Annotated in this window: 17 protein-coding genes; 10 read left to right on the top strand and 7 right to left on the bottom strand. The window is 60.2% G+C overall.

Annotation, left to right across the window (positions count from 1 at the left end):
- Positions 1-11: 11 nt before the first annotated feature.
- Genes J7416_RS02105 through J7416_RS02080 form a run of 6 tightly spaced genes read right to left on the bottom strand, consistent with a single transcriptional unit; the run spans position 12 to position 4,666 of the window.
- Positions 12-752: a TonB family protein gene (locus J7416_RS02105; protein ID WP_209222601.1), complete on the bottom strand. Its 741-nt coding sequence runs from the start codon at positions 750-752 to the stop codon at positions 12-14.
- On the bottom strand, positions 749-1,144 hold the full coding sequence (locus tag J7416_RS02100) for a biopolymer transporter ExbD (RefSeq protein WP_209222599.1): 396 nt from the start codon (positions 1,142-1,144) through the stop codon (positions 749-751). Before J7416_RS02100 ends, J7416_RS02105 begins: the two co-directional genes overlap by 4 nt.
- On the bottom strand, positions 1,141-1,512 hold the full coding sequence (locus J7416_RS02095; protein WP_209222597.1) for a biopolymer transporter ExbD: 372 nt from the start codon (positions 1,510-1,512) through the stop codon (positions 1,141-1,143). Before J7416_RS02095 ends, J7416_RS02100 begins: the two co-directional genes overlap by 4 nt.
- Positions 1,502-2,164 (bottom strand): MotA/TolQ/ExbB proton channel family protein, encoded by a 663-nt coding sequence (locus J7416_RS02090; RefSeq protein ID WP_209222595.1) that lies wholly within the window; start codon positions 2,162-2,164, stop codon positions 1,502-1,504. The genes J7416_RS02095 and J7416_RS02090 overlap by 11 nt, the downstream gene beginning before the upstream one ends.
- 4 nt (positions 2,165-2,168) lie before the next feature.
- On the bottom strand, positions 2,169-2,615 hold the full coding sequence (locus J7416_RS02085) for a hypothetical protein (RefSeq protein WP_247744078.1): 447 nt from the start codon (positions 2,613-2,615) through the stop codon (positions 2,169-2,171).
- A 20-nt stretch (positions 2,616-2,635) separates the two neighbouring features.
- Positions 2,636-4,666 carry a TonB-dependent receptor gene (locus J7416_RS02080; protein ID WP_247744077.1) on the bottom strand — a complete coding sequence of 677 codons (2,031 nt, stop codon included), beginning with the start codon at positions 4,664-4,666 and terminating at the stop codon, positions 2,636-2,638.
- Positions 4,667-4,901: 235 nt separating this feature from the next.
- Here J7416_RS02080 and J7416_RS02075 point away from each other — a divergent pair, with 235 nt between their 5' ends.
- Genes J7416_RS02075 through J7416_RS02060 form a run of 4 tightly spaced genes read left to right on the top strand, consistent with a single transcriptional unit; the run spans position 4,902 to position 8,676 of the window.
- Positions 4,902-5,957: a ChuX/HutX family heme-like substrate-binding protein gene (locus J7416_RS02075; RefSeq protein ID WP_209222593.1), complete on the top strand. Its 1,056-nt coding sequence runs from the start codon at positions 4,902-4,904 to the stop codon at positions 5,955-5,957.
- Positions 5,957-6,826, top strand: coding sequence for an ABC transporter substrate-binding protein (locus J7416_RS02070; RefSeq protein ID WP_209222591.1), 870 nt, complete (start codon positions 5,957-5,959; stop codon positions 6,824-6,826). The genes J7416_RS02075 and J7416_RS02070 overlap by 1 nt, the downstream gene beginning before the upstream one ends.
- Positions 6,823-7,899 carry an iron ABC transporter permease gene (locus tag J7416_RS02065; RefSeq protein ID WP_247744076.1) on the top strand — a complete coding sequence of 359 codons (1,077 nt, stop codon included), beginning with the start codon at positions 6,823-6,825 and terminating at the stop codon, positions 7,897-7,899. The genes J7416_RS02070 and J7416_RS02065 overlap by 4 nt, the downstream gene beginning before the upstream one ends.
- A 3-nt stretch (positions 7,900-7,902) precedes the next feature.
- Positions 7,903-8,676 (top strand): heme ABC transporter ATP-binding protein, encoded by a 774-nt coding sequence (locus J7416_RS02060; RefSeq protein ID WP_209222589.1) that lies wholly within the window; start codon positions 7,903-7,905, stop codon positions 8,674-8,676.
- A gap of 9 nt (positions 8,677-8,685) precedes the next feature.
- Here J7416_RS02060 and J7416_RS02055 read toward each other — a convergent pair whose 3' ends face one another.
- On the bottom strand, positions 8,686-9,288 hold the full coding sequence (locus J7416_RS02055) for a TetR/AcrR family transcriptional regulator (RefSeq protein ID WP_209222587.1): 603 nt from the start codon (positions 9,286-9,288) through the stop codon (positions 8,686-8,688).
- Between the two features lie 139 nt (positions 9,289-9,427).
- Between J7416_RS02055 and J7416_RS02050 the strand changes: the two genes are divergently transcribed.
- The 6 genes from J7416_RS02050 to J7416_RS02025 all read left to right on the top strand — a co-directional run bounded on the left by J7416_RS02050 (position 9,428) and on the right by J7416_RS02025 (position 16,943).
- The gene (locus tag J7416_RS02050; protein ID WP_209222585.1) at positions 9,428-9,892 is read left to right on the top strand and encodes a (2Fe-2S)-binding protein; all 465 of its coding nucleotides are present in this window, start codon (positions 9,428-9,430) and stop codon (positions 9,890-9,892) included.
- Positions 9,893-9,895: 3 nt separating this feature from the next.
- A complete protein-coding gene (locus tag J7416_RS02045; RefSeq protein WP_209222584.1) occupies positions 9,896-12,082 on the top strand; it encodes a xanthine dehydrogenase family protein molybdopterin-binding subunit in 2,187 nt (728 codons plus the stop codon).
- A 130-nt stretch (positions 12,083-12,212) separates the two neighbouring features.
- Positions 12,213-13,532, top strand: coding sequence for a glutamine synthetase family protein (locus J7416_RS02040; protein WP_209222582.1), 1,320 nt, complete (start codon positions 12,213-12,215; stop codon positions 13,530-13,532).
- 59 nt (positions 13,533-13,591) lie between these two features.
- Positions 13,592-14,272, top strand: coding sequence for a type 1 glutamine amidotransferase (locus J7416_RS02035; RefSeq protein WP_209222580.1), 681 nt, complete (start codon positions 13,592-13,594; stop codon positions 14,270-14,272).
- Complete coding sequence (locus tag J7416_RS02030) at positions 14,272-15,630, top strand: glutamine synthetase family protein (protein WP_209222578.1); 1,359 nt, start codon at positions 14,272-14,274, stop codon at positions 15,628-15,630. The genes J7416_RS02035 and J7416_RS02030 overlap by 1 nt, the downstream gene beginning before the upstream one ends.
- An 8-nt stretch (positions 15,631-15,638) precedes the next feature.
- The gene (locus tag J7416_RS02025) at positions 15,639-16,943 is read left to right on the top strand and encodes an FAD-binding oxidoreductase (protein WP_209222576.1); all 1,305 of its coding nucleotides are present in this window, start codon (positions 15,639-15,641) and stop codon (positions 16,941-16,943) included.
- Positions 16,944-17,010 lie beyond the last annotated feature (67 nt).

The following is a 17,010-nucleotide window of genomic DNA, read 5'->3' as shown; positions in this document are numbered from 1 at the left end:
AAGGACAGTCGTTACTTTCCGACGATCTTGATTGTGTAATCCCGGCGCGCCGAAGGCGGGGGCGGCTGAAACGGGGCCGCGGCGCGAACCTGGGCCAGCGCCACCTGATCCAGACGTTTGGACCCCGAACTGCGCGCGATGTCGAGGCTGAGCAACGCTCCGTTGTCCCCGATCCGAAGTCGCACGATCGCCGCGCCGCGGATGTTCACAGTTTTGCGCCGAGCGCGGGTAATCTTGCGCTTTACGTGACCTGAATAGTTACTGGCCTCAGCATTTCCTTGCGATGCAGAGGTCGAAGCTGTTTTACGTGCTGTGGCAGCGCCCTTTTGTTCGGTTCCGGACGCATTGCCCTTTCGCGCGGACTTTTCGGAATTGCCCGCCTGAGACGCGACCTGAGCGCGCGGCTTTGGTGCTGGCTCTGGCGGCCGTGCCTTTGGGGTCTGCGCAACTGCTGTGGGCTGAGAAACAGCCACAGCCGCGCGAATTGGCGCTGCCTGAGCTTGTTCAACAGGGCGCACCGCCACTTGCTGTGAGGTCGGCGTCACCGCTTGCTGTCGCGCAGTAACCGGGGCTGAGGCTGTTGACCCCGTCACATAATCCCGGAACGCCTCGCCCAGCGCGGCGGTCTCTCCTGCCCCGCCGCCTTCGATCTGAACCGGTTCAGCGGCAGAAAAATCCTGCAGCGCCAGAACATGCGTACTCGCCGCCACGGCTAGGGCCCCCAGGGCCACACCACGCGATCTGGGTATCATTGCACGCCCCTTTCGGTGACCACAAAAACCTTTTTCGCCCCCAAGGCGCGCAGGGCATCGCTGACCTCTTTCAGCTTTCTCGCAGGCAGGGCGCGATCAGGGACAAGGCGCACGTCGTCCAGCGGAAAGTTGATCGACGCGCGTTCGACGTAGGCGTCAACACCGGTCAGTTCGGCACCGCGGTATTCCAGCGTCGCATTGGCGCGAATGACCAACGCGTCCGGCGGCTCGCGCCCTTCAAGATCGCTGGTTTCCACCAATTTCACCGACTTGCTCAGCGGCGGTGCCAACGTGCCAGCGATCATGAAGAAGATGAGCATCAGAAAGACCACGTTGATCAGGGCGATCGTTGGCTCTCGGCCCTGTTGTGCCTTTGGCTTTAGCAGGATCATCCGATCACCTGTGCACGCAATTGGTCGACGCCATTAAGGACCGAAAGCAGGTCGATCAGATCCTGAGAGGTCGCGTTCGGACCAAGACTGATCAGCGCGGTCTGTGGTTTGTCACCCTCCAGCCGTACCGCAACGTCAGCCAGCGTCACGGGCTTGCCATCCACCAGAATGCGCTCGGCTTCGAGCTTGAGGAACCGGAGCGTCCGATCCTGCTTCCCGCCTCCGGCGGCAGCCGTCGCGAATTCGATTTCACCGAACTTGGTGAATGTCGATGTCAGCATGAAAAACAGAAGCAGCAAAAAGATGACGTCGATCAGAGACGTCATCGACAGGCGTCTGCGCCTCTTTCGCCGCAGTTCAAGCGCCATGGGCCAGGGCCATTTCCGGGGCTGGCGCAACGGCATCCTGCGCGTGGCCCGGTGCAAAAACAGTTCGGAGCGCCCGGTTGGAAAAGCTGCGTTCACGGTTCATGCGGGCCTCGAACCACGTCAGAACCATGGATGTCGGCATTGCCACGGCAAGCCCGGCGGCTGTCGTCAAAAGCGCGACCCAAATCCCACCGGCCAGCAGTGACGGATCGACAGCGTTGCCTGCGCCTTGCAAGGTCTGAAACGCCTCGATCATGCCCAGAACGGTGCCGAACAAACCCAGCAGAGGCGCAAGCTGGGCTACCATGTCCAGCACATTGAACCCCTGTTCAAGCTGCGCAAATCGCGCCTCGGCTTCGGCATCCACGCGCTCGGACAGGGTGCGATCCTCACCGGACAGGGCCATAGTGATCACTGGGGCCAGATAGCTGCGGCTTTTGCTCAGATGCGCGCGGGTCTCAGCCAGTTCTTTGCGGTCCCAGGCCTGAACGGCCCTCGACAGCTCGATATGGCGGCCGACACCTGCGGCCCGAAACTGCCATAGCTTGTAGAGAACCAACGACAGTGTGGCGACCGATGTCAGGATCAAAATGGCGACAACCGGCCCGCCTAGCTCTAATACTTCTGTTATTTTTTGGATAGTTGCGTCCATGACTTCACCCCATCACATCAATCGCCACACGGCTTTTCAACGTCAGACCTGACTCACATGCATCCGCCATGTTCGCTTGGGTTTCACATTCCTGAACGCCGTTGATCAGAATGCGGCTGATCTGATCGCAGGCCATGTCCTTGAACTGAAACTGCCGCACGCGCGGTTTGCCCGCCGGCAACGAGGCAAAGTCCAGCAAGGTCAGCAGGGCGACCTGCCCTTCGGCACCGAACAAAACCGTCTCGTACACCGCGCTGTCGATGTCCGTTTCATAGGCATTTTCCGCAAGAAAGCTCAGCAGACAGCTCTGGCCATTCTCTTGAACGCTGCTGAGTTCGATGGACACGGCGCCGGGCGCATTGATGTCCTCGGCTCTGGCAAGCCCCGCCCCCAAAATCAGGAGCAGGGCCAGCAGGACCACCCGTGCAGTGCTGTGAAAGTAAGTTGGCATGACTGGTCCTTTCGTATGGTTCAGAAGGTTTTCGCCAAGGTCAGCTTGAAGTTCCGGCCCGGAGAGTTGCGGGTCGAAAGGTTCGGCAGGTAGTTCTTGTCAAAGATGTTCTCGACACCTGCGCGAACCTCGAAGCCTTGGAACGCACCTTCCTGCGGCAAGTACGTCGCGCGCAGGGTGTTCACGCCGTACCCCGCCACCGGATCGCCGCTGGAGTCGGTGCCGGATTTGGCGCCGAAAAGCTCCCAACTTACATCCAGCGTTTCACCAAAGCGCTTACCGACCGTCACACGGGCCGAGTCCGTCGGCTCGTTCCGCCAGCGGTTCTCGGTACCGGTTGCGCTGGTTTCGGTTCCCTTGACGATATTTGCGTTGAAATCGACGTAGTAGCCAGCCGCGCTGGCGTAAGAGGCCTCGATTTCCACGCCTTTGGTTTCAACTTCCGACAGCGGGGTCGACGGACGGCCCGAGCTGTAAGACGTGATGTCCCAAAGGTCCGTCTTGTAGAAGTTGACCTTGGCGCGAACCACATCGCCCGCAGCGAAGATATCACCGCGGTTGTACGAGAAACCCGCCTCCCACGTGCGCGACTTTTCGGGCTGGGTCATGTAAGCGGGCGTGCCCAAATCGTCGATGATCGGCAGGTTTTCCGTATAGGCACCGCTGCCGAATACGGCGAAACCGCTGGCGAATTCGTACCGTGCAGACAGGCCGCCCATCAGTGCGTTGTTGTCATAGCTTGCATTGCGCGGCGTGGGCGCATCGCTGTCGCCTTTGATATCCTGCGTTTCATACCGGATCGCCGGGGTAAGGGTCAGACCGTCCCCGATCTGGATGTCGTCCACGGCAAACACGGCGATCCTGCGATCTGTACCGCCGGGGGCCGAGGGCGCATCCAGACGCTCACGATTGATGAACTCGATCCCGGCGCGCAAATCATGTGAGGCGAAGCCGGTTGTGAAGTAGGACGTATTCTTGATCGTCAGCTTCGTCGTTTCGTAGTTGTGGGTCGCATCGGCCAGTCCGCGAATGCTTGGGAAGAATGGCGTACCCTCAAGGCTGGAAGATCCGGGAACGTAAGAGCTGTCGATCTTTTGCTCTGAGTAGCTAAGGTTCACGTCCAGATCGATCAGGTCGTTGCCAGCCGGGCGGTACTGATAGCGCAGAATGCCGATTTTGGTTTCGATATCGCGGTCAACGTTGCCAAATGAATCTGACGTTGTACCAAACGAGTCATACGGTACGTCGCGCTCTTCGGATGTGGACTGATTGTAGGACGCCGTGATCGAATGCTCGAGGTCGTCGCCAAAGCTGTATTTGCCCTTCGCCAGCAGCGACGGCAACGTGAACGCACTGTTGCCAATCGTGTCGCCGTTCCCGTCCTTCTGGTCGTCTTGATCACGGTAGGTGTAGTTGAACAGGAACTCGGTCTGGCGGTTGGGCTGCCACGCGAGGATCGAAGAAGAGGCAAAACCGTTACCGTTGGAATACCCTTCCAGCGTTTGCCGGAAACGGAAGCCCGGCTCTCCACCAGTGAAATCCGACGCGTCCTTGGTTTCCAGATGAACCACGCCCCCGACAACGCCTGAACCGTATTCGAACGATCCTACGGTGCCGCGAATGACCGAAACGCTTTTGTATAGCTGCGGATCAGTGAAAAGCTGGTTCCCGATCCTATACAGTTCTTCCGCGCCGGTCGTCGCCCCGTCGACAAGAATCAACACTTTCTGGTCGGTCCCAAAAGTGCCATTGGCCCCAAAGCCGCGGATGTTGATGCCCGAGCCTTGCGGTGTCGAGCCGTTAACCAGCGTCACACCCGGCACTGTGTCGATCAGTTCGGCTACGGTGTTTGCCTGGCGGTCATTGATCTCTTCCTGGTCGATATTGGTCACGGGTACGGCGGTGTCGGTCTGGATTTCCCGCTTGCTCTCCCCCAGCTCAAGCGTGCCGAGAAAGCCATCGTCCTGTTCCTGCGCCGAAGCGCCGGCCGCAATCATGCTGAGGCATGACACGGTGCCCAACAGCCCCATCTTTTGAATTCGCGTACGCATTTCTGTCCCTTCGAAACGTTAAGAGGACCGGAAATGCTTGCTCCGTGCTGGCTGTGGTCAGTCTGTTTTGATTTTTGGAATCGCCATTTATTGGCGACTTGTGCTCGTTAATAAAGCTGACTAAAATAGTCAACATAATTTCTGGGCCGTTGAATCGACCCTTGCCAGCAGCTCTCCGCGCTTACCGGTGACCGTGCCAGCCTGACACCCCTAATAATCGAAGATGGAAAACCCCATGACGGAACAGGCGCTTATGGCCCCGGATCAAATTCGCGCAGCCTATGCTGAAAACACCGGACAACGTGACCGCGACCTGGCGGAGACGCTTGGAATAACCGAAGGTCAACTCGTTGCAGCCTTCACAGGCATCGACGTCACCAAGCTGTCGGCCGGCCTTGATGACCTCTTCCCGATGCTCAACGGGTTGGGCGAGGTCATGGCACTGACGCGCAACCCTTCGTGCGTGATCGAAAAGGTCGGGCAGTACGACAATTACCATTCCGGCGCGCATGCCTCGATGGTTCTGACCGAAGAAATCGACCTGCGTATGTTCCCCAGCCACTGGGTTCATGCCTTTGCGATCGAGCGGGAAACGGAAAACGGAACCAAGCGATCCCTACAGATCTTTGATGCAGCGGGCGATGCGGTTCACAAGATCTTTCTGCGCGAAGGATCCGACCTGAGCCATTGGAACAAGCTGGTCCGTACGCTGGCAGCCGAGGATCAATCCCAGATGTTGAACGTCGCGCCGCGCAAGCCTGCAGAGGCCGCCAAGGCGAACCCGGACAAGGTCGACATCCTGCGCACCGAGTGGGCCAAGATGACGGACACCCACCAATTCCTGCGCCTGACATCCAAGCTGAAGATGAACCGCCTAGGCGCATATCGCGTCGCAGGGGAACCGCTGGCCCGAGCGCTTGATCCCACGTCGGTCGCACAGATGTTCGAGCAGGTGCGCGACCAGGCGCTTGAAGTTATGGTCTTCGTCGGCAATCGTGGATGTATCGAAATCCACGGCGGTCCGGTGCAAATGCTCAAACTGATGGGGCCTTGGTTCAATGTACTGGATCCGCGGTTCAACCTGCATTTGCGCTCGGATCATATTGCCGAGGTCTGGGCGGTGACAAAACCCACACAACGCGGCCCCGCTGTCTCGGTCGAGGCGTTCGACCGCGAAGGCGGACTGATCTTTCAGTTATTCGGTCGCCGATCCGGCGAGATGGACCACCGCCCAGCGTGGGACCAGTTGGTGGCTGGCCTGCAAACCCTCAATGCAATCGAGGTGGCGTAATGCAGGCATTTCGCAGAATTTCATCAGTTGTCGCATTGATTGCGGCAGCGTCTGGAACGGCCGCTTTCGCTTCGGACGACACAGAACCGAACCGCATCATCGCCATCGGCAGCTCTGTGACGGAAATCGTGTACGCGTTGGGCCAGCAAGACCGCCTTGTGGGCCGCGATCAGACGTCGACCTACCCCGCAGCCGCGCTTGATCTGCGGGATGTGGGATACATGCGGGCGCTATCCCCCGAAGGCGTTCTGTCAGTGTCTCCCGACCTTATCCTGGCGCTGGAGGGCGCAGGTCCGCCCGAAGCCATCGCCGTGCTGAAAGAGGCGGGCGTCCCCTTTGTCACGGTCGCCGAAGACTATAGCCGCGACGGCGTGGTCCAGAAAATCCGGGCCGTTGGCGCGGCGCTGGGGGTCGAAGATGCCGCCGAGGCATTGGCAGCGGAGACCGGCGCGCAAATCGACGGCGCCCATGCAACGGCGGTCGGTTCAGGCGGAACCGCCCGGGTTCTGTTCATTCTGTCCGCGCAGGACAACCGGATCATGGTCGGCGGAGCGGACACGCAAGCCGACAGCATCATCCGCCTGGCAGGTGGGGTGAACGCAGCCGGTTCCGTATCGGGCTTCAAACCGATGACACCCGAAGCGATTGCTTCGACCACACCAGACGTGATCCTGATGATGTATCGACAGGGCAATCACAGCACCGCGGTTGAGGAACTGTTCGCCCTGCCCGCCATACAACTGACGCCAGCCGGTCAGAACAAAAAGCTCATCCGTATGCCCGGTGCATACCTTCTGGGTTTCGGCCCCCGCACCGCACAGGCGATTGCTGAACTGTCGTCCGAGCTTGAACGGCTGGGGGGCTCATGACCCTTGTTATGGATCACGACGGGCTGACCGTACCCGCCCGCGATCGTCGGACGACGGCGCGGCGGGTCACCTTGGCCCTGCTCTTGCTGCTGGGTCTCACCAGTATCCTCAGCATTTCGGTTGGCGCGTCCGAGGCATCGGTCCGCGCAGCGATTGTCGATTTGGTAAACGGGCGCGAGATGTCGGACCTTGATCGGATCGTCCTGTGGGATATCCGCCTGCCCCGGCTGACCATGGGTGTTTTGGTCGGCGCGGCCTTGGCCGTGTCTGGCGTTGTCATGCAGGGCCTTTTCCGCAATCCGCTGGCAGACCCCGGTATCGTAGGCATCAGTGCAGGCGCGGGTCTCGGCGCAATCTCGGCCATCATTCTCGGGGCATATCTGCCCGCGACGATCCTGGCCTGGGTTGGCAACGGTCTGGTGGCAGTTGCGGCGTTTCTGGGAGGGTGGACGTCGGTCCTGTTGCTTTACCGTGTTTCCACACGGCGGGGGCAGACATCGGTCGCGACCATGCTGCTGGCCGGGATCGCGTTGGGGGCTCTGTCAGGTGCGGTATCCGGGGTTCTGATCTATATGGCCGATGATCAACAACTGCGTGACCTGACCTTTTGGGGCATGGGGTCATTGGCCGGTGCGACCTGGACCAAAGTGATCACGGCCGCACCCATAATCCTGATCTCGGTCATTGTGGCGCAGTTCCTTGCCCGCGCGCTGAACGGCATGGCCATGGGCGAGGCGGTGGCGCATCACATGGGCATCCCCGTGCAACGCAGCAAGAACACCGCCATTCTGGCAGTGGCAGGCGCGACCGGCGCGGCGGTCGCCGTGTCTGGGGGCATTGGTTTCATCGGCATCGTCGTGCCGCACCTGTTGCGGTTGGCAACAGGGCCGGACCATCACCGCCTGCTGATGAACTCGGCCTTACTGGGGGCCAGCCTGCTGCTATGTGCCGATATGATCAGCCGTCTGATCGTTGCACCCGCCGAACTGCCGATTGGTATCGTAACCGCAATACTCGGCGCGCCAGTTTTCCTGTGGATCCTGCTGCGGCGTCACGGAACAATGGGGATGTAACGGATGAAGGCGAGAAATATATGCGTCAAACTCCGCCGAAAGGAAATCCTGCACGGCGTGGATTTTGACGCAGAACCCGGGAAAGTTACGGCGATCATCGGGCCCAATGGATCGGGAAAGTCCACCCTGCTCAAAGCCTTATCTGGTGAGATTCAAGCATCCGGGCATGTTTCTCTGAACGGGCGCGACATCTCTGGCTTGAAACCCTGGCAACTGGCAGCAATGCGGGGCGTGTTGCCGCAAGCGTCGACGGTGGCCTTCCCATTTACCGTGATGGAGATCGTCAGGTTGGGTCTGGCGAACGGGTTGGCGGCGGGGGACGACAGCCTGCCATCAAAGGCGCTGGCCCATGTCGATCTTGCTGGGTTCGAAGACCGGTCCTATCAGAACCTCTCGGGCGGTGAGCAGCAGCGCGTTCAACTGGCCCGCGTGCTGACACAAGTCTGGGAGGCGACTTATAACAATCAGCCAAGGTGGTTGCTGCTGGATGAGCCCGTGGCCAGCCTGGACATTGCGCACCAATTCACCGTGTTGGGCGTTGCCCGAGAGTTTGCGGCCCAAGGCGGCGGCGTCGTGGTGGTGATGCATGACCTGAACCTGACAGCGATGTTCGCCGATCAGGTTTGCGTGATGTCAGACGGCGCAGTTTGGGGTTCGGGCACGCCCGCGACCATCCTGAACAACCACACCATGCGGCAGGTTTATGGCATCGACCTGCCCATCAGCACTGTGCCAACGGCGCAGGTTCCCTTCATCCTGCCGCAGGCCATGCAATAACCGTGGGGGTCACACGCCGTAGCGGCTGAGGATCATCTCAACACTGTTCTCGATCGTGGCCGTCATCTCGGCCTCGGTCAGAACACTGCCCGTAAAGATCATCGGCCAGAAGGCTTTTGCCTTGATCAGACCGATGAATTCCTGCCCCGCGCTTTCGGGGTCGTCGATACGCAGCTGGCCATCTTCGGCTGCGTCTTTCAGCATCTGAACAAAAATCGCCGTCTTGTCGAGTTTGCCTTGGGCAGCCGCAGCCAGAACAGGATTGCGCAAGGTTTCGCTGATCACCATGCGGGCCATCGCCATAACCTCGGGCAGCATAAGAATGCGCCCTTCGGCCCAAGCCAGATCGGTCAGTTGCACACGGATATCACGGCCTTTTTCGTATCGTATATCGCGTACACTGGCGAACCGATCGGACAGCTCTATCACGATTGAACGAAACAGATTTTCCTTGCTTTCGAAATACTTATAGAGGGTCCGCTTAGACACCTCGGCGCGGGCCGAGATGCGATCCATGCTTGCGGCGGCGAACCCCTTTTCCTGGAATTCAGCCACGGCTGCCTCAATGATCTGAGCACGCTTGGACGCATTCGGTGTTGTGCATTCGTTCATATCCAAAGCTATAGACCCATTGACAGATTGAGGTCAAACACTACGTAAACTCACCAGTTTACACATGCAATTTTCTCGCCTAGTGTAAACCCGCCAGTTTACCGACTCAGGTAACCAGCCCAACACGGAGAGTCCCCTCATGGCATTGACTTTGAAACTGAACGGCGAAACCCACACGGTGGACGCCGAACCCGGTACGCCCCTCCTCTGGGTGATCCGGGATGAACTCAAGCTGACCGGAACGAAATTCGGATGCGGCGTCGCATCCTGCGGTGCCTGCACTGTGCACCTGAATGGCGAGCCCGTGCGCTCGTGCCAGACCTACGTCGAAGACGTCGAAGACGCCGAGATCACCACGATCGAAGCCGTCGGCGACGAAAAGATCGGCGCGGCCGTGCAGCAAGCCTGGGTCGAGCTGGACGTGGTCCAGTGCGGCTATTGCCAATCGGGTCAGGTGATGTCGGCCGTAGGTCTATTGTCCGAAAACCCCAAGCCCAGCGTCGAAGAGATTGACGACTACATGGCTGGCAACGCGTGCCGCTGCGCCACCTATCAACGTATTCGCGCCGGTATCCAGCGCGCATCTGAAATTCTGGAGGCCTGATCCATGACCATCAACACCTCCCGCCGTGGATTTCTGAAAAGCGCTGCTGCTGCCGGTGCCGTTCTGCTGGTCGGTGCCCGCCATGACGGCGCACTTGCTGCTGCATCAAGCGAAAGCGCTCAGCTGAACCCGTTTGTGCGGATCGATGCCGACGGCACCGTGACCGCGATCGTTAAACACTTTGAAATGGGTCAGGGCCCTGCAACCGGCCTGCCGACCATCATCGCCGAGGAAATCGGTCTGCGCATGGACCAGATCGAGTACGATTTTGCCCCGTCCAACCCGCAGGTCTACGCCAACCTCGCCTTTGGTCAGGCCCAAGGTACTGGCGGGTCCACCGCGATTGCCAATTCCTGGATGCAGTACCGTCAGGCAGGTGCCGCCGCGCGCGAAATGCTGATCGCCGCTGCCGCGCAAGCCTGGGGCGTCGATGCGTCGGGTATTACAATCGAAGAAGGCATCGTCAAAGCGGGCGACAAGTCGGCACCTCTGGCCGAGTTCGTAGCTGCAGCAGCGCAGATGGAAGCCCCGGCAGAGCCCACACTGAAAGACCCGTCGGACTTTGTTCTGATCGGGAATGAGTCGGTTCGCCGCAAAGACTCACCCATCAAGACCAATGGTCAGGCCATCTATGGCATGGACTTGCACCTGCCGAACCAGATGGTGGCGATGATCAAACGGCCCGAGGCCCGCGGCGCGACAGTGACCGGCTTTGATGACAGTGCCTCGAAAGAGGTCAAAGGCTTCATCAATGCCGCCACCCTGCCCAATCAGGCGGGTGTGGCTGTATATGCCGAAAACACCTGGGCCGCGATCCAGGCGCGCGATGCGCTTGAGGTCGAATGGGACACGTCAGCTGCCGAAACCCGGAACTCGGACGATATCGAGGCCGAGATTCGCACCGCTCTGGACGCAGAACCACAGTACAATGTGAACAAGGCGGATATGTCCGCTGTGGCCGCTGCGGTCGACGGGGCCGATACCGTGCTGGAGGAGACGTTCTACTTCCCCCTGCTCGCCCATGCGCCGATGGAGCCGATGAACTGCACCATCGAACAATCCGCTGACGGTGGCATCCTGCTGCACGACGCCGCTCAGATTCCGACCATCACGCATTTCGCGCTTGCCGAGATCTTCCAGTTGCCGCCGGAAAAGATCGAGATCAAGACCCTACTGGCCGGTGGCTCGTTCGGTCGCCGTGCGACGCCGGACGCGGATTATCAGGTCGAGGCCGCGCTGGCCTTTGCCCTGACTGACCGGTCGCGCCCGGTCAAACTGGTCTGGACGCGCGAAGATGACATCCGCAGCGGTTACTATCGCCCGGCTTTCGGCCACAAGGTGCGCGTCGGTCTGGACGGTCAGGGCAACATCGTCGGGTGGCAGCACCAGGTTGCCGGTCAGTCGATCATGAAAGGCACCCCGTTCGAGTCGGTGCTGGTCCACGACGGCATCGACCACAGCTCGGTCGAGGGGATCGCCGACAGCCCTTATGCCATCCCCGGTATGTCACTGGGTCTGACCGACACCCCCAAAGCGACGACCCTTTTGTGGTGGCGCTCGGTTGGTCATACCCACACTGCCTATGTCATGGAAACCATGATGGACAAAGCCGCCGAGGCCGCTGGTCGCGATCCGGTCGAGTTCCGTATGGCTCATCTGTCTGACGCCTCCAACGCGGATCAGGCGCGCAAGGCAGGTGTGCTGAAACTGGCGATGGAAAAGGCGGATTGGGGCAACGCTCCTGCCGGGCACGCGCAGGGTATCGCCGTGCACAAGTCCTTTGGCTCCTACGCCGCCGAAGTGGTTGAGGTCTCGGGCAATGTCGATGACGGCATCAAGATCGAAAAGGTCACCTGTGCCGTCGACTGTGGGATCGCCGTGAACCCGGATGTGATCCGCGCGCAGATCGAAGGCGGCGTGGGTTATGGCATCGGGCATGTGATGCGCGACCAGATCACCCTGACCAGCGGTACCGTGGACCAGTTCAACTTCCCGGACTATGAGCCTCTGCGCATTGGCGATATCGCGGCGATTGACGTCCATATCGTTCCGTCCGCCGAGGCCCCAACCGGTGTCGGTGAACCGGGCACGCCCCCTTCGGCCCCTGCCCTGGCTAACGCGATCCGGGCCCTGTCGGGCGTTAAGGTCACAACGCTGCCGATGGCCGAAAACGGCGTCAGCTTCGTCTAAACACCCCAGCCCGCGCCTTTCCTGACCGATAGGCGCGGGTTTTTCTTTGCTGATTTAAATTTGATCAAATTTCGTGACAACCGGCGATGGCTCCATTACACCTCGGGGAACCAGAGGAATGGAGTCACCGATGGACCTGAGCAGCCTGCACAGTTTTCGTGTCGCCGCCTGTGACCTGAACGGTCAGATGCGTGGCAAGCGCGTACCGCCCTCTTACGCGGAAAAACTGGACAAAGGTGCGGTGCGCATGCCGTTTTCAGCCCTCAATGTCGACTTGTGGGGGGCGGACATCGACGGCAGCCCGCTTGTATTCGAGTCAGGCGACGCCGATGGCGTTCTGCTGCCGACCGATCGCGGCCCGGTCCCAGTACCCTGGCTGTCAACCGACACCGCCTTGGTTCCGATGAACCTTTATGACGACGCGGGCACCCCATTTGCTGGCGACCCACGGCATGCCCTGGCTGCGATCCTTGAACGCTATGCCCAACGCGGATGGTCCGTGATTGCTGCGACCGAACTGGAGTTCACCCTGCTCGACAGTTCTGGTGCGCAACCGCAGCCGCCGATCAACCCGGTGACCCAACGGCGGCTGGAGGATGAGGCCGTTCTGTCCATGGCCGAGATGGACGCTTTCGACACCTTCTTCACCAAGCTTTACGACGGTTGTGCCGCAATGGGCATTCCTGCCCAAACGGCGATCTCGGAAAGCGGCATTGGCCAGTTCGAAATCAACCTGAACCATCAGGACGCCATGCGTTGCGCTGATGATACTTGGCTTTTCAAGGCGTTGACCCGCGGCCTTGCCCGCAAACATGGGTTCACAGCGACCTTCATGGCCAAGCCATATACAGATGACGCGGGAAACGGGATGCATGTGCATTTCTCAGTGGTCGACCAACAGGGACGAAACGTGTTCGACAACGGCGGCCCCGAAGGCACCGACCTTTTGCGCTGGGCCGTGGCGGGGTGCCTGACGGCGATGCCCGGCAGCACTCTTGTCTTTGCACCGCACGGAAACTCGTACACGCGCCTTGTCCCCGGCGCGCACGCCCCGACGGGGGCCAGTTGGGCTTATGAAAACCGCACTGCGGCCCTGCGCGTTCCCGGCGGGGCCCCAGCCGCTCGCCGCATCGAACACCGCGTCGCCGGAGGGGATATCAATCCCTATCTGATGCTGACCGCTGTCATAGGTGCCGCCCTGAATGGTATCGAAGACCAGTCGGACGCACCTGCCCCGATCTCTGGCAACGCCTATGACATTGTGGGGCTTCCACAACTGGCATCTGACTGGCCTTCGGCCATCGCAGCGTTCGAAACCGACCCGAGTGTTGCGCGCATCTTTCCGGCCGACCTGATCCGATACTTTGCCATGACAAAGCGGCAGGAAATCAGGCGGTTTGCAGAGCGCCCGCCCGAGGACCATTGGCTGAGCTACATCGAAGCCGTATGAGCCCTCTTGCCCGCCCGCATCCACTGGGCTAAAATAAATTTGATCAAATTTGGTGACCTATGAAAATCGGTATCCTCCTGACCGGCCATCCACCTGACGAGTTGCAGGGACAATTCAGCGAATATGACGCGATGTTTGCTGCGCTGCTGGATGGCAACGGCTTTACCTACGAAACCTTTGCAGTTGTGGACGGCCAGTTTCCACAGGACGCTGATCAGGCCGATGGCTGGATCATTACCGGCTCGCGTCATGGCGCGTATGAGGATCATCCGTGGATTCCTCCGCTCGAAGAGCTGATCCGCGCTATTCACCGCAGTGGAACCCCGCTAATTGGCGTGTGTTTTGGCCACCAGATCATCGCCCAAGCCCTTGGCGGCAAGGTTGAAAAGTTCACAGGCGGCTGGTCTGTCGGGCGCACCGACTATGACTTTGAAGGACAGACCGTGACGTTGAATGCGTGGCATCAGGATCAGGTTGTCGCCCTGCCCGATGGCGCGACGGTGACCGGCACCAACGCCTTTTGCCGCAATGCGATGGTCAGCTATGGCGACACCATCTGGACCGTACAGGCCCACCCGGAATATGGCGACGCATTTATTCAGGGCCTGATGCAAACGCGCGGCAAGGGCGTCGTTCCCGACGACCTGATGGCAGCCGCTGCCAACCGACTGCCCAGCGCCGATGACAATGCAAAAATCGGGCAGTTCATGGCAGATTTTCTGAAGAAAGAGAGGGCCTGATGGCCGACTGGACAGAACAGCTGCCCGAGGCAGCACGCGCCTATTTCGCAGGTCAGCGATTGGATGAGGTCGAATGCATCATCTCGGACCTGCCCGGCATTGCACGCGGCAAGGCCGTGCCTGCCAGCAAATTTGCCAAACAGGATTACTTTCACCTACCCGACAGCATCTTTTACCAGACCATCACCGGCGACTGGGGTGAGGCCGCGGGCGAGGACGGGTTCATCGAACGCGACATGATCCTGAAACCCGATTTCTCGACAGCATCTGCTGCTCCGTGGACCGGGGACTGGACCTTGCAGGTTATCCACGACGCCTATGACCGGGACAACAACCCGATACCGTTCAGCCCGCGCAACGTGCTGAAACGCGTGGTCGAGATGTATCACGCCAAGGGGTGGAAACCGGTTGTCGCCCCGGAGATGGAGTTCTTTCTGGTCGCCCCCAACGTTGACCCTGCGCATGGGATCAAGCCAATGATGGGCCGTTCGGGCCGTCCCGCAGCCGCGCGTCAGGCCTATTCCATGACGGCGGTGGACGAGTTCGGCCCGGTGATCGACGACATCTATGACTTTGCAGAACATCAGGGGTTCGAGATCGACGGCATCACGCAGGAAGGCGGTGCTGGTCAGCTAGAGATCAACCTGCGCCACGGCGACCCCGTGAAACTGGCCGACGAGGTGTTTTATTTCAAACGCCTGATCCGCGAGGCCGCGCTGCGCCACAACTGTTTTGCCACCTTTATGGCCAAACCGATCGAGGATGAGCCGGGCTCGGCCATGCACATCCACCATTCGATCATTGACCTGGAGACCGGTCAGAACATCTTCTCCGGTCCGCAAGGCGGCGAGACGGACGCGTTCTATCACTTTATCGCCGGGCTGCAGAACCATCTGCCCGCCGGTCTGGCCGTGATGGCACCTTACGTGAACTCCTACCGTCGCTATGTGAAAGACCATGCAGCGCCGATCAATCTGGAATGGGCGCGCGACAATCGCACCACGGGCATCCGTGTACCCCTGTCCGGCCCCGAGGCGCGTCGCGTCGAAAACCGCATCGCCGGGATGGATTGCAACCCATATCTGGGGGTCGCGCTGTCGCTGGCCTGCGGCTATCTGGGCCTGACTCAGCAGGAGCGCCCGCGCCGCCAGTTCTATGGCGATGCCTACGAGGGCGAAGGCGACATCCCTCAGGTCATGGGCAACGCGCTGGATCTGTTTGATGAGGCCACCTCCCTGCACGAGGTCCTGGGACAGGACTTTGCCCGCGTCTACAGCATCGTCAAACGCGCCGAGTACGAGGAGTTCCTGCAGGTCATCTCTCCGTGGGAGCGTGAGCATCTGCTGATGAACGTCTGAGGCGCGCGATGAACCTGCTTTACGCCAATGACCGCAAGGCGGAATACCCGGCCAGTTGGTATGCCGCGACGGCCAATCCGATCGATCGGTTTCCTGTACTCTCAGGTGATGTAAAGGCCGATGTCTGTGTTGTGGGTGGCGGCTATACAGGCCTGTCCGCGGCCCTTCATCTGGCTGAGGCCGGGTTCGACGTCGTGCTGCTTGAGGCGCATCGCGTTGGATTTGGCGCATCGGGTCGCAACGGCGGGCAATTGGGCAGCGCACAGCGGATGGATCAGGAAGACCTAGAACGTCTGGTTGGCGATGACGATGCTGCCAAGCTTTGGGATTTGGCAGAGGATGCAAAGGGCCTGGTCAAATCCCTGATTGCCAAACACAAAATCGGCTGTGACCTGAAACCGGGCGTTGCCGTTCTGGGCCTCAGCGCGGGCGAGCAACAAGAACTGCATGAGCACGCGGCGCATCTGTCTGACCGCTATGGCTATGACCAGATGGAGATCTTGGACGAAGGCGCGGGCCACGGGCTGTGCCCCTCGCCCACCTATCGCGGCGGCTATTTGGATATGGGTGCGGCGCACCTGCACCCGCTGAACTATGCTCTGGGCTTGGCGCAGGCCGCCGCCAAGGCCGGTGTCCGCATTTTTGAAAGCACCGAGGTTTTGGGAGTAGAAGACACCGCCCCCGCGGTGGTGCGCAGCTCGCAAGGCAATGTGACCGCAGACCACGTCGTTCTGGCCTGCAACGGTTATCTGGGTGATCTGAACGGACGTGTTGCCGCCAAGGTTATGCCGATCAACAACTTCATCGCAGCGACCGAGCCCTTGGGATCGGACGCCGCGCGCGTGCTGACCCGCGACGTCGCCGTGGCCGACACCAAGTTTGTGGTGAACTACTTCCGCCTCAGCGCCGATGGACGGCTGCTGTTTGGCGGCGGTGAAAGCTATGGTTACCGTTTTCCCGCCGACATCGCCGCGAAAGTGCGCAAGCCCATGACCGAGATTTTCCCGCATCTGCGCGATGTCAAAATCGACTATGCATGGGGCGGCACTCTGGCCATCACCATGCGCCGGATGCCCTATCTTGCGCGGATTGCGCCCAACATCCTGTCGGCCTCGGGCTATTCTGGCCATGGCGTCGGGACAGCGACCCATGCGGGACAATTGATGGCACTGGCCATTCAGGGACAAGCCGAAGGGTTCGACACCATGGCCCGCGTCCCTGCCCTGCCTTTCCCCGGTGGCGCAGCCTTGCGCAGCCCCCTTCTGGTACTGGCGATGACCTGGTTCGCTTTGCGGGACCGGCTGGGGCTGTGACCCCCCTCTGACTTTACGACAAATTGGTGAATTTTCGCCGTGCGTGAAAATGAAGGGTTGGATTGCC

It is taken from the genome of Ruegeria sp. R14_0 (assembly GCF_017743975.1).
Classification (GTDB): Bacteria; Pseudomonadota; Alphaproteobacteria; order Rhodobacterales; family Rhodobacteraceae; genus Ruegeria.
Note: the sequence above shows the minus strand (reverse complement) of the source record. Positions and strands in the feature narration are given on the sequence as shown.

Excerpts from the sequence above, each read along its gene's own strand:
- J7416_RS02070 (WP_209222591.1), top strand. The coding sequence starts at position 5,957 with ATGCAGGCATTTCGCAGAATTTCATCAGTTGTCGCATTGATTGCGGCA.
- J7416_RS02065 (WP_247744076.1), top strand. The coding sequence starts at position 6,823 with ATGACCCTTGTTATGGATCACGACGGGCTGACCGTACCCGCCCGCGAT.
- J7416_RS02050 (WP_209222585.1), top strand. The coding sequence starts at position 9,428 with ATGGCATTGACTTTGAAACTGAACGGCGAAACCCACACGGTGGACGCC.
- J7416_RS02025 (WP_209222576.1), top strand. The coding sequence starts at position 15,639 with ATGAACCTGCTTTACGCCAATGACCGCAAGGCGGAATACCCGGCCAGT.
- J7416_RS02055 (WP_209222587.1), bottom strand. The coding sequence starts at position 9,288 with ATGAACGAATGCACAACACCGAATGCGTCCAAGCGTGCTCAGATCATT.
- J7416_RS02035 (WP_209222580.1), top strand. The coding sequence starts at position 13,592 with ATGAAAATCGGTATCCTCCTGACCGGCCATCCACCTGACGAGTTGCAG.
- J7416_RS02105 (WP_209222601.1), bottom strand. The coding sequence starts at position 752 with ATGATACCCAGATCGCGTGGTGTGGCCCTGGGGGCCCTAGCCGTGGCG.
- J7416_RS02080 (WP_247744077.1), bottom strand. The coding sequence starts at position 4,666 with ATGCGTACGCGAATTCAAAAGATGGGGCTGTTGGGCACCGTGTCATGC.
- J7416_RS02045 (WP_209222584.1), top strand. The coding sequence starts at position 9,896 with ATGACCATCAACACCTCCCGCCGTGGATTTCTGAAAAGCGCTGCTGCT.
- J7416_RS02060 (WP_209222589.1), top strand. The coding sequence starts at position 7,903 with ATGAAGGCGAGAAATATATGCGTCAAACTCCGCCGAAAGGAAATCCTG.
- J7416_RS02095 (WP_209222597.1), bottom strand. The coding sequence starts at position 1,512 with ATGGCGCTTGAACTGCGGCGAAAGAGGCGCAGACGCCTGTCGATGACG.
- J7416_RS02030 (WP_209222578.1), top strand. The coding sequence starts at position 14,272 with ATGGCCGACTGGACAGAACAGCTGCCCGAGGCAGCACGCGCCTATTTC.
- J7416_RS02075 (WP_209222593.1), top strand. The coding sequence starts at position 4,902 with ATGACGGAACAGGCGCTTATGGCCCCGGATCAAATTCGCGCAGCCTAT.
- J7416_RS02090 (WP_209222595.1), bottom strand. The coding sequence starts at position 2,164 with ATGGACGCAACTATCCAAAAAATAACAGAAGTATTAGAGCTAGGCGGG.
- J7416_RS02040 (WP_209222582.1), top strand. The coding sequence starts at position 12,213 with ATGGACCTGAGCAGCCTGCACAGTTTTCGTGTCGCCGCCTGTGACCTG.
- J7416_RS02085 (WP_247744078.1), bottom strand. The coding sequence starts at position 2,615 with ATGCCAACTTACTTTCACAGCACTGCACGGGTGGTCCTGCTGGCCCTG.
- J7416_RS02100 (WP_209222599.1), bottom strand. The coding sequence starts at position 1,144 with ATGATCCTGCTAAAGCCAAAGGCACAACAGGGCCGAGAGCCAACGATC.